This is a genomic window from Actinoplanes sp. NPDC049598 (assembly GCF_040675435.1).
GTDB lineage: Bacteria > Actinomycetota > Actinomycetes > Mycobacteriales > Micromonosporaceae > Actinoplanes.
Map to the genome: position 1 here is coordinate 364,632 of NZ_JBFAOX010000009.1, position 15,089 is coordinate 379,720.

The following is a 15,089-nucleotide window of genomic DNA, read 5'->3' on the forward strand; positions in this document are numbered from 1 at the left end:
CCGACCCATCACTGTCGTTCGCCAGGGAGTTCCCGTGACCAGCCAACCGCAGCCGCCACCGGGCGAGGGCAAGACGGCCGGCCAGTACCTTCGCCCGCTGCGTGACCTCGCCGCCTGGGCGCTCGTCGGCGCGCCCGCGCTGCTGCTGTTCGTGGCGATCGTCCGGCTGATCCCGGACGGCAACGCCGGCTTCGGCCTGCGCACGCAGGACAGCTTCTACGGCTTCGTGAACACCGAGACGATCTTCTTCCCGATCGCCGCCGTGCTGCTGTCGCTGCTGGTGAAGCCGCGCCACCCCAAGACCCCGCTGATCGTGCTGGCCGCCCTGGTCGAGTACGCGGTGGCCGCGTTCTTCGGCGTGCTCTTCGGCGTGCTGATCGGCCTGATCAACCTGGCCGGCAACAACGGCGCCCGGGTCGCCTTCGAGGAGCTGCTGGTGCGCGCCGCCTGGCTCGCCGTCTTCGGCGTCGCGGGCTATGCGGTCTTCCGCATCTGGCAGGGCATGTTCCAGGTGCACAAGCCCAAGCCCCAGCCCGGGGTGTACGGATCGCCGCAGTACAACCAGCCGGGCACGTTCCCCGGCCAGCCGGGCTACGGGCCGCCCCCGGGCCAGCCCGGGTTCCCGCCGCCGCCCGGTCAGCCGGGCCAGCCGGGTTATCCGCCCCAGCCGGGCCAGCCGGGCTACCCGCCGCAGGGTGGCTACCCGCCCCCGCCGCCGGGCGCCGCCCCTTACGGCCAGCCCGTCTACGGTCAGCAGCCGCCCGCCTGGAACCAGCCGGCCGTTCCCATGCCGGCCTCGGGCCCGCCCGCCTACCCGTCGTCCGCGCCGCCGGCCTCGGCCCCGCCCGCGCCCGCCTACCCGCCGCCGCCGTTCACCGATCCGACCCGGGTGGCGCCGCCGGAGAACCCGCCGCCGGCCGCCGGCGACCGCACCGAGAAGATCCCGGACGACCGCCCCGGCTTCGGCCCGGCCGACCAGGACCCGCCGAGGCGGTAAAGAACGCCTGGCCCGGGCGCCGTGTCCTATCCCACTGCGCGCGCCCGGGCACCGCTGGGGCAGCGCCCGGAAATCCGGCCTAGGCTGCTGTGGTGGTCGAGGTCAACGCGGCAGTAGCGAACATCAGCATCACGCCCACCGAGCCGGCGCCGACGGAGGCTCAGATCAAACGGGCGCTGCGCCGCGCCGCCGACGGCAAGGCGGTCGATGCCGAGGAGGCGGCCGCCCTGCTGGCCGCCACCGGCGAGCAGTTCGACGAGCTTCTGGCCATCGCCGGCGGCATCCGCGACGCGGGTCTGCGCGAGGCCGGGCGGCCGGGCGTCGTCACGTACAGCCGGAAGGTCTTCATTCCCTTGACCCGGCTCTGCCGGGACCGGTGTCACTACTGCACCTTCGCGACCGTGCCGCACAAGCTGCCGGCCGCCTTCCTGGAGCGCGACGAGGTGCTCGCCATCGCGCGGGAGGGCGCGGCCCAGGGCTGCAAGGAGGCCCTGTTCACGCTGGGCGACCGCCCCGAGGAGCGCTGGCCCGCGGCCCGGCAGTGGCTCGACGAGCGCGGCTACGACTCGACGCTGGACTACGTGCGGTCGGTCGCGATCGCCGTGCTCGAGGAGACCGGCCTGCTGCCGCACCTGAACCCGGGCGTGATGAGCTGGGCCGAGCTGCAGCGCCTGAAGCCGGTCGCCCCCAGCATGGGCATGATGCTGGAGACCACGGCGACCCGTCTCTGGTCGGAGAAGGGCGGCCCGCACTTCGGCTCTCCGGACAAGGAGCCGGCCGTACGGCTGCGGGTGCTCGACGACGCGGGCCGGGTGGGCGTGCCGTTCACCACCGGCATCCTGATCGGCATCGGTGAGACCCGGGCCGAGCGGGTGGACGCGATCTTCGCGATGCGCCGGGCCGCCCGCGAGTACGGGCACATCCAAGAGGTCATCATCCAGAACTTCCGCGCCAAGCCGGACACGGCGATGCGCGGGATGCCCGACGCGGAGCTGCGGGAGCTGGCCGCGACGGTGGCGGTGGGCCGGATCATCATGGGGCCGCGGGCCCGGGTCCAGGCCCCGCCCAACCTGATCGACGCCGAGTTCTCGCTGCTGCTGCGGGCCGGCATCGACGACTGGGGCGGCGTGTCCCCGGTGACTCCCGATCACGTCAACCCCGAGCGTCCCTGGCCGCAGATCGACCTGCTGGCCGAGAAGTCGGCGGAGAGCGGGTTCGAGCTGCGGGAGCGGCTGACGATCTACCCCGAGTACGTCCGCCGCGGCTCCGAGGGCTGGCTCGACCCCCGGGTGGCCGCGCACGTGGCGGCCCTGGCCGGTCCCGATGGTCTCGCCCGCGCGGACGCGCCGGTGATCGGCCGTCCGTGGCAGGAGCCCGACGACGCGTACGGCTCGGGCCGCACGGATCTTTTCGCCACGATCGACACCGACGGCCGTACGGCCGATCGCCGCTCCGACTTCGACGACGTCTACGGCGACTGGGAAGAGGTCGCCGCCCACGTCACCACCGACACCCGGACGACGCTCGACAGCGACGTGGTCAAGGGCCTCAAGCTGGCCGGCGAGAACCCGGCCAAGCTTCTGCTGCCGGAGCATGAGGACGAGGCCATGGCGCTGTTCAACGCCGACGGCCCGGCCCTCGACGAGCTCGCCCGCATCGCCGACGACCTGCGCAAACACGTCAACGGCGACGACATCACGTACGTGGTGAACCGGAACATCAACTTCACCAACGTCTGCTACGTGGGCTGCCGGTTCTGCGCGTTCGCCCAGCGGGAGAAGGACGCCGACGCGTACCGGCTCTCGGTGGACCAGGTCGCCGACCGGGCCGAGCAGGCGTGGCGGGACGGCGCGTCCGAGGTGTGCATGCAGGGCGGCATCGACCCCAAGATGCCCGTGACCGCGTACGCCGACCTGGTCCGGGCGGTCAAGCAGCGGGTGCCCGGGATGCACGTGCACGCGTACAGCCCGATGGAGATCGTCACCGCCGCGGCCAAGGCCGGGGTCTCCGTGCGGGAGTGGCTGATCGAGCTGCGTGAGGCCGGTCTGGGCACGATCCCCGGCACCGCGGCCGAGATCCTCGACGACGACGTGCGCTGGGTGCTGACCAAGGGCAAGCTGCCGGCCAGCGCCTGGGTCGACGTGGTGACCACCGCGCACCAGGTCGGCGTGCGGTCGAGTTCGACCATGATGTACGGCCACGTCGACCATCCTCGACAGTGGCTGGGCCATTTCCGGGTGCTGGCCGGCATCCAGGACGTGACCGGCGGGTTCACCGAGTTCGTGGCGCTGCCGTTCATCCACACCAACGCGCCGATCTATCTCGCGGGCATTGCGAAAGCGGGTCCGAGCTGGCGGGAGAACAGGGTCGTGCACGCGATGGCGCGCATTCTGCTGCATGGCCGGATCGACAACATCCAATGCTCATGGGTGAAACTCGGCGACGACGGAACGCGAGAAATGCTCAACGGCGGCTGTAATGATCTCGGCGGCACCCTGATGGAGGAAACGATCTCCCGAATGGCCGGATCCGAGCACGGTTCGGCCCGTACGGTCGCCGAATTGAAGGAGCTGGCGGCCACGGCCGGACGGCCCGCGGTCGAGCGGACGACGACCTACGGTCGACGGTAGGTTACAAATCGGGTTAAATTGGACTCGTGCAGCGTAGAGCGCGTTACCTACCGGGGCTCCGGAGAGATAGGGCAGGAACGGGACCACGACGCGCCGAAGGCGCGCCGGGGAAACGGGCCTATTTATCAGGTTCGGCTTGACGACGCACGTCTTACACGCGTGTAATTTCGGTGGGGTTGTGGGCTGGGCGCCGCGAAATGCGTGCCCGGCTCGCAAAAAACACGCTGCGTGCGTGGGGGGTCAGCACCGGCATCGCTGCCGGTGCGGAAATTGGGAGGCACGCCGATGGAAGCGCAGGTTGAAGGGGTCGACCTGCTCGGGGACGCGCCCGAGTGGCAGGAGCGGGCGCTGTGTTCGCAGACCGACCCGGAGGCCTTCTTCCCGGAGAAGGGGGGGTCCACCCGGGAGGCAAAGAGGATCTGCGGCCGCTGCGAGGTCAAGGCCGAGTGCCTGGAGTACGCACTGGGTCATGACGAACGCTTCGGCATCTGGGGTGGACTGTCCGAGCGGGAACGCCGCAAGCTCAAGCGACGAGTCGCCTGATTCTTTTCAGGAAAGCTCGTCCGGATCCACCCCGAGCAGGTTGGCTACCTGCTCGATGATCACATCGTGGACGAGGTCGGCGAGGTCCTCACGGTCCATCGCCCGGAATTCCAGCGGCCGCCGGTAGAGCACGATCCGTGGGGGGAGCTCCTGCCGGCCGGGGCGGCCGGGCAGCAGGCGGGCCAGTGGCACCTCGCCGTCCTCGAGCACGTCGGAGTCGTAGACGTTGAGATCGGGCGGCACGTCCTCGACCGCGAACTCGACGCCGGCGAGCTCCTTGGCGTAGCGCCGCTCGAGGCCCTCGACCGTGTCCAGCACCAGGTCGTCGAAGACCTCGGCCTTGGTGCGGGCCAGGGGGACCGTCGCCGGCACCAGGCGCCCGCGCAGGCCACGACCGTGCCTGTCCCGGCGGGCGGGATGGCCCGGGCCGGCTCTGCGGGGCGATCGCGCCGGTTCGCTGCGGCTGCGTTCAGGGCTGGTGGTCACCGGACAACTCTAGTCCTCCGGCGGTGTGACAAGGCCCCAGGCGGCCGGACAGCGTGTCGTGCCCGAATTCGCCCCTTCGGGGCGGCGTGTCGGCCCGGCATCGCCGAATCGTGATGCATCGCGGGTCGGCGTGTCGCGGCCCTTCCGCGCCCCTGGGGCCCGCCGGAGCGATAAGTTGCCGCCGTGAGGTCACCACGGCGCTGCTCCCGGAACGGCTGTCCCCGACAGGCGGTCGCCACCCTGACCTACGTCTACAGCGATTCCACGGCCGTCGTGGGCCCCCTCGCGGCGTTCGCCGAACCCCACACGTACGACCTGTGCGAACCACACGCCCGTAGCCTCACCGCCCCCCGAGGCTGGGACCTGGTCCGCCACGACGGCGACTTCGCCCCACCCCCGCCCACCACCGACGACCTGGTCGCCCTGGCCGACGCCGTCCGCGAGGCCGCCCGGCCGGCCGCCCCACCCCCGCGTACCGACGAGCCCGACGCCCCCGGCCACCAGACCGGCCGCCGAGGGCATCTGCGGGTCATCCCGCCGTCTTAGGCCGCTGTCACGGCAGGGCGATCAGCTGGTAGCGCTTGCGGAGGTACGGCAGCAGGGTGCGGTACGCCGCGATGGTGTCGGGCTGGGCGTAGTCGTGGGACAGGATGATCGAGCCCGGGTGGGCGTGTTTCTCGATGGTCGCGATGACGCGGGAGCGGTGGGCGGCTGAGGACTCGCCCTTCTTGTGGTCCCAGTCGCGGGGGTCGAGCTTCCAGTAGATCGACGACATGTGCAGCTTGTTGGCCACCGAGACCAGCCGCGGCGTGAAGTTGCCGCCGGGGGCCCGGAAGTACTTGATTCTGGCCTTGGGGACGGCCCGGAGGATGGCGTTGTTGGTCCGCATGAGGTCGCTGCGGATCTTCCCCTCCGGGTCCTTGCCGATCTTCAGGCTGTGGTCCCAGGTGTGGTTGCACAGGGTGTGGCCGTCCTTGACGATCTGGCGGACCAGGTCGGGGAACTTGGCGGCGTTCTTGCCGACCAGGCAGAACGTGGCCTTGACGTGCTGCTGGCGGAGCATCCGGAGCAGCTGCGGCGTGGTCGCCGGGTCGGGGCCGTCGTCGAAGGTGAGCGCGATGCCCTTGGAGCCGGTCATCGTGCGGCTGCCGGCCGGCCCGCCGGCGTACGAGATGCTCCGGCCGGTCGCCTGCGGGCCCTTGACGGGTTTCTTGGGCGGGGCCGGCGCCTTGGTCGCGCTTTTCGACGGCGCGGGCTTCGCCTTGACGGGGGCCGGAGCCGAGGCGGGCGCGGAGACCGGCGCGGCCACGGGCTCCCCGGGGGTGGACTGGGCGGCCGCCCGTCCGGTCAGGCCGACCGCGATCACCACCACCCCGAGCAGAACGGCCTTCCTGGCCCGCGACATCCGCATCACAACCTCCCCGAACTTTCCGGTTCCCGACGTTGCCGGGTCCGAGGGGTGTTCCGCTACATCTGTGGCGCTTTCGGCACGATCTGGTGAGGCGGCACTGGGTCGATTGGCTCCAAATAAGAGCGTTATGAACCATTTGTCGACCCGAACGAGGAAGTGGCCGATCACTGCGAGGAACCGGCCGGCCACGGTGGCTAGGCGGCTGAAGGTTTTTCGCATGTCCCGCAGGCTGGCATACGCCCGGTTGGTGGAGTTCGGCACGCTCGTCCTCTGTGATCCGGCCCAAACGACACAGTGAAGTACGTGCGGGCAAGGCGACCGGATCACAGAGGACGGGACCGGGGCGTCTACGACGAGAGCTCGGTCAGCTCCTCTGGGGTGAGCAGGCGGGAACGGATCAGGAACCGTACGCCCTCGGGGGCCTCCAGCGAGAAGCCGGAGCCGCGGCCGGGGACCACGTCCACCGTCAGGTGGGTGTGCTTCCAGAGCTCGAACTGCGAGGACGACATCCAGAAGGTGATCGGCTCGTCCACGCCCTCGATCTTCAGCGATTCGAGGAGGACGTCCGACTGCCCGGTCCGGAACTCGCCGTCGAGGTAGCACATCGGGGAGCTGCCGTCGCAGCACCCGCCGGACTGGTGGAACATCAGGGGACCGTGCTGCCCCCGCAGCCGCCGCATCATGTCGGCGGCCGCGGGCGTGACATCGACTCGGGTGGCCATCGGTCTAGAAGAAACCCATGGCCTTCGGGCTGTACGACACCAGCAGGTTCTTCGTCTGCTGGTAGTGGTCCAGCATCATCTTGTGGTTCTCCCGGCCGATGCCGGACTGCTTGTAGCCACCGAACGCGGCGTGCGCCGGGTAGAGGTGGTACGCGTTGGTCCACACCCGGCCCGCCTTGATCGCCCGCCCGGCCCGGTAGGCCTGGTTGATGTCGCGGGTCCACACGCCGGCCCCGAGACCGTAGAGCGTGTCGTTCGCGATCTTGATGGCGTCCGCGTAGTCGGCGAACGAGGTCACCGACACGACCGGCCCGAAGATCTCCTCCTGGAAGATCCGCATCGCGTTGTTGCCCTCGAAGATCGTCGGCTGGACGTAGTAGCCGCCGGACAGGTTGCCGCCCAGGTCGGCCCGGGCCCCGCCGGTCAGCGCCTTGGCGCCCTCCTGGCGGCCGATGTCCAGGTACGACAGGATCTTCTCGAGCTGGTCGTTGGAGGCCTGCGCGCCGACCTGGGTGTCGGTGTCGAGCGGGTTGCCCTGCTTGAGGTTCTCCACCCGCTTGACCCCGGCGGCCAGGAAGTCGGGGTAGATGCTCTGCTGGATCAGCGCCCGGGACGGGCACGTGCAGACCTCGCCCTGGTTGAGGGCGAACATCGCGAAGCCCTCGAGCGACTTGTCGTAGAAGTCGTCGTCGAGGCGGCTCACGTCCTCGAAGAAGATGTTCGGGCTCTTGCCGCCCAGCTCGAGGGTCACCGGGATCAGGTTCTCGGACGCGTACTGCATGATCAGCCGGCCCGTGGTGGTCTCGCCGGTGAAGGCGACCTTGGCCACCCGGTTGGACGAGGCGAGCGGCTTGCCGGCCTCGACGCCGAACCCGTTGACGATGTTGACCACGCCCGGCGGCAGCAGGTCGGCCACCAGCGACATCCAGTAGTGGATGGAGGCCGGGGTCTGCTCGGCCGGCTTGAGCACGACCGCGTTGCCCGCGGCCAGGGCCGGGGCGAGCTTCCAGACCGCCATCAGGATGGGGAAGTTCCACGGGATGATCTGCGCGACCACGCCCAGCGGCTCGTGGAAGTGGTAGGCCACCGTGTCGTCGTCGAGCTCGCCCGCGGTGCCCTCCTGGGCCCGGATGGCGCCGGCGAAGTAGCGGAAGTGGTCGATCGCCAGCGGGATGTCGGCGGCCAGGGTCTCGCGCACCGGCTTGCCGTTCTCCCAGGCCTCGGCGACGGCCAGCTTCTCGAGGTTCTGCTCCATCCGGTCGGCGATCTTGTTGAGGATGTTGGCCCGCTCGGCGGCCGAGGTGCGGCCCCACGCGTCGGCTGCGCCGTGCGCGGCGTCGAGCGCCTTCTCGACGTCCTCCGCGGTGCCCCGGGCCACCTCGCAGAAGTCCTGGCCGGTGACCGGGGACGGGTTGGTGAAGTATTGGCCCTTGGCCGGCGGGACGTACTCGCCGCCGATGAAGTGGTCGTAGCGGGACTCGTAATTGACGATGGCGCCGTCGGAACCGGGCGCGGCGTAAACGGTCATGGTTGGCCTCCGTACCGTCAGGGGTAGGGCCGAACCTAGTTACGGGGACGTTGCAAAGACGTTGCAGAGAGTCCGTACTCGTGGCTGAGCTCGCGGATGCGGGCCCGGGCCAGTGGGTTCAAGGGCGAGACCCGGGCGTACGCCTCCCAGACCGCCAAGTCGTCCGAGCCCCACGACGAGTTGAGCCAGCCGCGCATCAGGTCGGCGTCGCCACTGCTCAGGACGGCCGACCGGAGCTGTCCGTCGACCAGGCGGCGCAGGCGGACGACGCCCGGCGCCTCGGAACCGGGCAGCAGCGGACCCCCGTACTGCCGCAGTGCCTCCAGAGGTCGCCGCTCCTCGAGCAGGCCGATCACCGTGCCGAAGTCGGCCTCCAGCTCCGCCCGCAGGCGATAGGGCCGGGCCTGGATCAGCTCCGGGCCCAGCATCCGCCGCAGCCGCGACAGCTCGGCCCGCACGGTGACCGGGCTGACCTCGTCGCCGTACAGCTCGAAGCCCAGCTCCTCGCCGGTGCTGCCCTCGGGGTGGGCGAGCAGGAGCACGAGCAGCTCGGAGTGGCGCCGGCCGAGCCGCCACCGGCGCCCGCCAAAGCTCAGCAGGGCCTCGTTGCGGCCCAGCGCGGTGACCGTGCCCTGTCGGGCCGGATCCGGACCCCGGAGGTACGCCTCGGCGGCCAGGGCCGTCGCGCGCACGAGGGCCAGGCTGTGCGGGTTGGCCAGGTGATCGCCGCCGGTCACGTCGATCGCGCCGAGCAGCCCACCGGTGGCCGGGTCGTGGATCGGGGCCGCCGCGCACGTCCAGCGCTGCACCGGACGGCTGAAGTGCTCGGTCGCGAAGATCTGCAGCGGATGGTCGACGGCCAGGGCGGTGCCGGGCGCGTTGGTCCCGGCGTGCGCCTCGTCCCAGCGGGCGCCGGGCACGAAGTTCATCTCCTCGGCCCCGCGCAGCACGTTCGCGGTGCCTTCGACCCACAAGAGCCGGCCGTACGCGTCGCAGACCGCCATCAGATGCTCGCCGTCCTCGGCGAGCCCGCCCAGCAGGTCCCGGAAGATCGGCAGGACCCGGGCCAGGGGATGGGCCGCCCGGTACGCCTCGAGCTCGCCGTCGCCGAGCTCGATCGGGGCGGTGCTGTCGGCGCTGGGCAGCGCCACGGCCGAGCGCCGCCACGAGTCGGCCACCACCGAGCGGATGTCGCCGGCCGTCTTCCCGCCGCCCAGGAACCGCTCGTGGGCGCGCCCGACCTGCCGGATGCGCTCCGCTGGGTCGGCGCCGGCGTCCAGGGCGAGCCATGGGTTGGCCACCCCCATATCGTGACCTCCATCACGGCCGGCGACAAGCGCAACCCGTACCGGTGGTGCCGCGCCGTTCCGGCTTTTCGTTCTTCCGGCTCGGCTAGTCTCGGCGGGTCGTCAAGGAGCAGGGGGAGCAGTGTCCGATCTGTCCGGCATCATCAAGGCGTACGACGTGCGCGGCACCGTCCCCGATCAGTTCAACGAGGTAGTCGCCCGGGCCATCGGCACCGCCTTCGTCGAGATGCTGCGCGAGTCCGGCGACGACGCCGACGAGATCGTCGTCGCCCACGACATGCGCGAGTCCGGCCCCGGCCTGGTGGCCGCCTTCGCCCGTGGGGCCAACGCGAGCGGCGCGGCCGTGGTGAACATCGGCCTGGCCTCGACCGACGAGCTGTACTACGCGTCCGGCTCGCTCGGCCGGCCCGGCGCCATGTTCACCGCCAGCCACAACCCGGCGCAGTACAACGGCATCAAGATGTGCCGGGCCGGGGCCAAGCCGGTCGGGCAGGACAGCGGCCTGGCCGTCGTCCGCCGCCGCGCCGAGCAGCTCCTCGACGACCTGAACGCCGAGGCCGACGGCCCGTCCCGGGTCGAGTCGCGCGACCTGCTGGCCGACTACGCGGCCCACCTGCGCTCGCTGGTCGACCTGTCCGGCATCCGCCCGCTCAAGGTGATTGTGGACGCGGGCAACGGCATGGGCGGCCACACCGTCCCGGCCGTGCTCGGTGACCAGGTGCTGCCGGCGCTGCCGCTGGAGATCGTCCCGCTCTACTTCGAACTCGACGGCTCGTTCCCCAACCACGAGGCCAACCCGCTCGACCCGGCCAACCTGGTCGACCTGCAGCGGGCGATCCGCGAGCAGGGGGCCGACATCGGCGTCGCGTTCGACGGCGACGCCGACCGCTGCTTCGTCATCGACGAGAAGGGCGACCCGGTCTCCCCCTCGGCCATCACCGCCCTGGTGGCCAAGCGTGAGCTGGCCAAGTTCCCGGGCAGCACGGTCATCTACAACCTGATCACCTCGGCCGCGGTGCCCGAGATCATCACCGAGAACGGCGGCCACCCGGTCCGGAGCCGGGTCGGCCACTCGTTCATCAAGGCGGAGATGGCCCGCACCAACGCGGTCTTCGGCGGCGAGCACTCGGCCCACTACTACTTCCGCGACTTCTGGTTCGCCGACACCGGCATGCTGGCCGCCATGCACGTCCTGGCCGCCCTCGGTGGCCAGGAGCGGCCGCTGTCGGAGTTCGCCGCCGAGTTCGAGCGCTACTCGGCCTCCGGCGAGATCAACTCCACCGTCGACGACGCCAAGGCCAGGATCGCGGCGGTACGGGCCGCCTTCGCCGGGGCCGAGTTCGACGAGCTGGACGGCCTGACCGTGTCGCTGCCCGACGGCGCCTGGTTCAACCTGCGAGCGTCCAACACGGAGCCCCTCCTGCGCCTGAACGTCGAGGCGGCCAAGCCCGACCGCATGGCATCCGTGCGCGACGAGGTGCTCGCGATCGTCCGCGGCTAGGATCGGCATTCGACAGCCCTCCGCGACAAAAGGAGCCGTTCGGTGGCCCTCGATCCGCAGTTGCTGGACATCCTGGCCTGCCCGGACACGCATCACGCGCCGTTGACCTACGACGCCGGTGCCCAGACCCTCACGTGCACCGAGTGCGGCCGGGTCTTCGAAGTCCGGGACGACATCCCGGTCCTGCTCCTCGACGAGGCGCGCGACCCGCAGGGAGGTGCGGCCTGATGGCGGGTCCGCTGGAGGGCGGCGCGGCCGGGGTCCACGGGCACCGGCACGCCGACGAGAGCCTGCTCGACGACGAGAAGGCGATGCTGGCCAACGACCCGGGCGGCATGCTGCGGGCCACGGCCTCGGCCGGCGCCCAGGTGCGCGAGTCGGCCGCGCTGGCCGCCGAGACCGACCTGAGCATGCTGATCGACGAGGGCCGCCCCCGGGCGGTCGTCGTCGCCGGCATCGGCACCGCCGGGCTCACCGGCAACATCCTGGCCACGGTGGCCGGCCCCCGCTGCCCGGTGCCGATCATCGGGCACCGCAGCGCCGGCGTGCCCGGCTGGGTCGGCGCGGCCGACGTGGTCATCGCCGTCTCCGCCTCCGGGCGCAGCCCCGAGGCGCTGGCCGCGGCGGACGCGGCCGCCCGTCGCGGCGCCCGCCTGGTCGCCATCGGCAACCCCGACTCCGAGCTCGAGGCGATGGCCGCCCGCGCCCGCGCCCCGTTCATCCCGGTCCCGCGCCGGGCGCCGGCCCGGGCCAGCCTGTGGGGCCTGACCGTGCCGGTGCTGCTCGCGGCCCGGGCCATCGGTCTGGTCAAGGTGACCGAGGCCGACCTGGCCGAGACCGCGACCCGGCTCGACGCCGACGCCGAGCGCTGCCGCCCGGCCGCCGACTCGTTCGTCAACCCGGCCAAGGCGCTCGCCCTGGGCCTGGCCGGCTCGATCCCGATCGTCTGGGGCTCGTCGCCGCTGGCCACCGTGGCCGCCCGCCGGTTCGCCGACACCCTGGCCGCCAACGCCCGCTACCCCGTGATGGCGGGTGCGCTGGGCGAGGCCGGCCGGGGCCGGGTGGGCCTGCTCGACGGCGTCTTCGGCGGTCTGGCCGAGTCGTCGCGCGACATCTTCGCCGACCCCGACGAGGAGGAGGACTCGGCCACCACGCGCCTGCGCCTGGTCGTCTTCCGCGACGGCGGCCTCAACCCCGAGGACGACGCGGACGAGCCGGTCGCCGTCGAGGAGCGCCGGGCCGACGCCGTGCAGACCCTGGCCGAGCGCCGCGGCGTGCGCTGCGACGTGCTGACGGCCGAGGGCGGCTCGACGCTGGAGCGGCTGGCCTCACTGACTTCGGTGCCCGACTTCGCCTCGCTGTATCTTGCTCTGGCGCACGGCCTCGACCCGATGGCCGTGCCCGCCATCAGCGAGATGAAGGAGCTGTCGAACCCGATGCCAGAGGCAATTCAGTGAGCGCTGAAGGTGGCACCAAGGCGATTCTGGCGGCGCTCACCGCCAACCTGGGCATCGCGGTCACGAAGTTCGTGGCCTGGCTGCTGACCAGCTCGTCGTCGATGCTCGCGGAGTCGATCCACTCGGTCGCCGACTCGGGCAACCAGCTCCTGCTGCTGATCGGCGGCAAGCGCTCCCGGCGCGCGGCGACCCCGGAGCACCCGTTCGGCTTCGGGCGTGAGCGCTACATCTACGCGTTCATCGTGTCGATCGTGCTCTTCAGCGTCGGCGGCCTGTTCGCGCTCTACGAGGGCTACCACAAGATCAGCCACCCGGAGCCGATCCACTCCTGGCAGTGGGTGCCGGTGGCCGTGCTGGTCGTCGCGATCGGCCTGGAGTCGTACTCGTTCTACACGGCGATCAAGGAGTCGAACCACACCCGCGGCAAGACCTCCTGGGTCAACTTCGTGCGCCGGGCCAAGGCCCCCGAGCTGCCCGTGGTGCTGCTCGAGGACTCGGGCGCCCTGCTGGGCCTGGTCTTCGCGCTCTTCGGCGTGGCCCTCACCCTGATCACCGGCAACGGCGTCTGGGACGGCGTCGGCACGCTGCTGATCGGCGCGCTGCTCGTGGTCATCGCGTTCGTGCTGGCCATCGAGACCAAGAGCCTGCTGCTGGGCGAGGGCGCCAACCCGGAAGCGGTCCGCCAGATCGAGCAGGCCGTCCTGGCCGGCGAGGGCGTGGAGCGGATCATCCACATGAAGACGCTGCACCTCGGCCCCGAGGAGCTGCTGGTCGCGGTGAAGATCGCGGTGCCGAGCTCGGAACGGGCCGACGAGGTGGCCCGGCACATCGACGAGACCGAGAAGCGCATCCGGGCCGCGGTGCCGATCGCCCGGGTCATCTACATCGAGCCGGACATCTACCGCCCGGCCCAGGCCGCGGCCGGGGCCGAGACCGAGCCGGCCCCCGCCTGACGCCGGGCCGATCTCCCGGCCGTCAACCGCCACCCATCGCCGCACCAAAGGGTAATTTTCCCGCTATGAGCGTCTTTCCGCTGACCGGGGTCGTCCGGCCGTACGCCTGGGGTTCCCGCACCATCCTGGCCGAGCTGCAGGGCCGGCCCGCGCCCACCGACGAGCCCGAGGCCGAGCTCTGGCTCGGCGCCCACCCCGGCGACCCGTCGACGGTCCCCGGCCCGGACGGCCCCGTGAAGCTGGACGCGCTCATCGCCGCCGACCCGAAAGCCCAGCTCGGCGAGCCGGTCGAGGCGGCCTTCGGCCCCCGCCTGCCGTTCCTGCTCAAGGTGCTGTCCGCGGAGAGCCCGCTCTCGCTGCAGGCCCACCCCGACTCGGAGTACGCCAAGCAGGCGTACGCCGCGCAGGAGGCCGACCCGAGCCGGCCCAAGAACTACACCGACGCCTACCACAAGCCGGAGATGCTGGTCGCGATCACGCCGTTCGAGGCGCTGTGCGGCTTCCGCGACCCGGCCCAGGCGGCCGACGCCCTCGAGGCGTTCAATGTGCCCGCCCTGGCCCCCGTGGTGACCGCGCTGCGCGGGGGAGACCTGCGCACCGCGGTCGAAACCCTGCTGAGCTGGCCCGCCGCCGACCGCCCGGCCCTGATCGACTCGGTCGTGGCGGCCGCCCGGCCCGCCGGCCCCGGCTCCTCCATGGCGCTCGCCGTGTCGCTGGCCGACCACTACCCGGGCGACCCCGGCGTGCTGGTCGCGCTGCTGCTCAACCACGTACGCCTCGAGCCCGGCGAAGCGATCTGGATGCCCGCCGGCAACCTGCACGCCTACCTGAAGGGCGCCGGCATCGAACTGATGGCCGCCAGCGACAACGTCCTGCGCGGCGGCCTCACCCCGAAACGCGTCGACGTCGCCGAACTGCTGAACGTGCTCCGCTTCGAAGTCCTCGACGACCCGATCCTCCACGCCGAGACAGTCGCCCCCGGCATCGACACGTGGCCGGTCCCCGTCGCCGACTTCGTCCTCTACCGCATCACCCTCGACGGCACCCGCCCCCCAGCCGAGGTCCCGGCCACCGGCCCCCGCATCATCGTCTCCGTCGCCGGCGACGTCTTCGTCGGCGAAAGCGTCGACGGCAACCCGGTCGAGCTCACCCCAGGCACGGCCGCCTTCGCCCCGGCCGACGCGGGCCCCATCAAGGTCGCCGGCACCGGCCAGCTCTTCGTAGCCGCCGTCCCGGCCTGAGGCCCACCACGGCCTGACTCGCCCGCCGAGCCGAGGTCGCGGGCCGAGGCTGGTCTGCGCGCCTCGGCCCGGCTTGCGTCCGGAGCTGGCCTGCGCGCCTCGGCCCGGCTTGCATGTGGAGCTGACCCGCGCGCTAGGCCCGGCTTGCTAGCGGAGTTTGGCTCGCGCCCCGGTTCGGCCTGCGTGCCGAGCCGGCCCGCGCCTCCGTGCCCCTGCGGCCCCGCGCCTCCGTGCCCCCGCGCCTCCGTGCCCCCGCGCCTCCGTGCCCCCGCGCCTCCGTGCCCCCGCGCCTCCGTGCCCCCGCGCCTCCGTG

14 protein-coding genes are annotated in these 15,089 nt (G+C 71.7%); 9 read left to right on the forward strand and 5 right to left on the reverse strand.

Annotated features, from left to right (window positions below; genetic code table 11):
* Positions 1–34 precede the first annotated feature (34 nt).
* The 3 genes from AB0J66_RS22920 (at position 35) to AB0J66_RS22930 (ending at position 4,170) form a co-directional block, all read left to right on the forward strand.
* Entirely contained in the window at positions 35–997 is a 963-nt protein-coding gene (locus AB0J66_RS22920) for a hypothetical protein (RefSeq protein WP_364663893.1), read from the forward strand.
* Positions 998–1,125: 128 nt separating this feature from the next.
* Positions 1,126–3,627 carry a bifunctional FO biosynthesis protein CofGH gene (locus AB0J66_RS22925; RefSeq protein ID WP_364663949.1) on the forward strand — a complete coding sequence of 834 codons (2,502 nt, stop codon included), beginning with the start codon at positions 1,126–1,128 and terminating at the stop codon, positions 3,625–3,627.
* A 285-nt stretch (positions 3,628–3,912) separates the two neighbouring features.
* Positions 3,913–4,170 (forward strand): WhiB family transcriptional regulator, encoded by a 258-nt coding sequence (locus AB0J66_RS22930; RefSeq protein ID WP_014688021.1) that lies wholly within the window; start codon positions 3,913–3,915, stop codon positions 4,168–4,170.
* Between the two features lie 6 nt (positions 4,171–4,176).
* On the opposite strand, the gene AB0J66_RS22935 is transcribed toward AB0J66_RS22930, so the two are convergent.
* Positions 4,177–4,557, reverse strand: a complete 381-nt coding sequence (locus AB0J66_RS22935; RefSeq protein ID WP_364663952.1) for a metallopeptidase family protein — start codon at positions 4,555–4,557, stop codon at positions 4,177–4,179.
* A 282-nt stretch (positions 4,558–4,839) separates the two neighbouring features.
* Here AB0J66_RS22935 and AB0J66_RS22940 point away from each other — a divergent pair, with 282 nt between their 5' ends.
* Positions 4,840–5,202, forward strand: a complete 363-nt coding sequence (locus tag AB0J66_RS22940) for a DUF3499 domain-containing protein (RefSeq protein ID WP_364663895.1) — start codon at positions 4,840–4,842, stop codon at positions 5,200–5,202.
* Between the two features lie 7 nt (positions 5,203–5,209).
* Here AB0J66_RS22940 and AB0J66_RS22945 read toward each other — a convergent pair whose 3' ends face one another.
* The 4 genes from AB0J66_RS22945 to AB0J66_RS22960 form a co-directional block, all read right to left on the reverse strand.
* The gene (locus tag AB0J66_RS22945) at positions 5,210–6,061 is read right to left on the reverse strand and encodes a polysaccharide deacetylase family protein (protein WP_364663898.1); all 852 of its coding nucleotides are present in this window, start codon (positions 6,059–6,061) and stop codon (positions 5,210–5,212) included.
* 353 nt (positions 6,062–6,414) lie between these two features.
* Entirely contained in the window at positions 6,415–6,789 is a 375-nt protein-coding gene (locus AB0J66_RS22950) for a DUF779 domain-containing protein (protein WP_364663901.1), read from the reverse strand.
* A 4-nt stretch (positions 6,790–6,793) separates the two neighbouring features.
* Positions 6,794–8,317, reverse strand: a complete 1,524-nt coding sequence (gene adh / locus AB0J66_RS22955; RefSeq protein WP_364663903.1) for an aldehyde dehydrogenase — start codon at positions 8,315–8,317, stop codon at positions 6,794–6,796.
* A 35-nt stretch (positions 8,318–8,352) separates the two neighbouring features.
* The gene (locus AB0J66_RS22960) at positions 8,353–9,618 is read right to left on the reverse strand and encodes a GAF domain-containing protein (RefSeq protein WP_364663906.1); all 1,266 of its coding nucleotides are present in this window, start codon (positions 9,616–9,618) and stop codon (positions 8,353–8,355) included.
* 127 nt (positions 9,619–9,745) lie between these two features.
* Here AB0J66_RS22960 and AB0J66_RS22965 point away from each other — a divergent pair, with 127 nt between their 5' ends.
* The 5 genes from AB0J66_RS22965 to manA all read left to right on the forward strand — a co-directional run bounded on the left by AB0J66_RS22965 (position 9,746) and on the right by manA (position 14,776).
* Positions 9,746–11,125 (forward strand): phosphomannomutase/phosphoglucomutase, encoded by a 1,380-nt coding sequence (locus tag AB0J66_RS22965; RefSeq protein WP_364663909.1) that lies wholly within the window; start codon positions 9,746–9,748, stop codon positions 11,123–11,125.
* A 42-nt stretch (positions 11,126–11,167) separates the two neighbouring features.
* Positions 11,168–11,353 (forward strand): Trm112 family protein, encoded by a 186-nt coding sequence (locus AB0J66_RS22970; RefSeq protein ID WP_364663911.1) that lies wholly within the window; start codon positions 11,168–11,170, stop codon positions 11,351–11,353.
* A gap of 11 nt (positions 11,354–11,364) precedes the next feature.
* Positions 11,365–12,582: an SIS domain-containing protein gene (locus AB0J66_RS22975; RefSeq protein ID WP_364663955.1), complete on the forward strand. Its 1,218-nt coding sequence runs from the start codon at positions 11,365–11,367 to the stop codon at positions 12,580–12,582.
* Positions 12,579–13,535, forward strand: coding sequence for a cation diffusion facilitator family transporter (locus tag AB0J66_RS22980; RefSeq protein WP_364663914.1), 957 nt, complete (start codon positions 12,579–12,581; stop codon positions 13,533–13,535). Before AB0J66_RS22975 ends, AB0J66_RS22980 begins: the two co-directional genes overlap by 4 nt.
* 65 nt (positions 13,536–13,600) lie before the next feature.
* Entirely contained in the window at positions 13,601–14,776 is a 1,176-nt protein-coding gene (manA, locus tag AB0J66_RS22985; RefSeq protein WP_364663916.1) for a mannose-6-phosphate isomerase, class I, read from the forward strand.
* Positions 14,777–15,089: the final 313 nt, after the last annotated feature.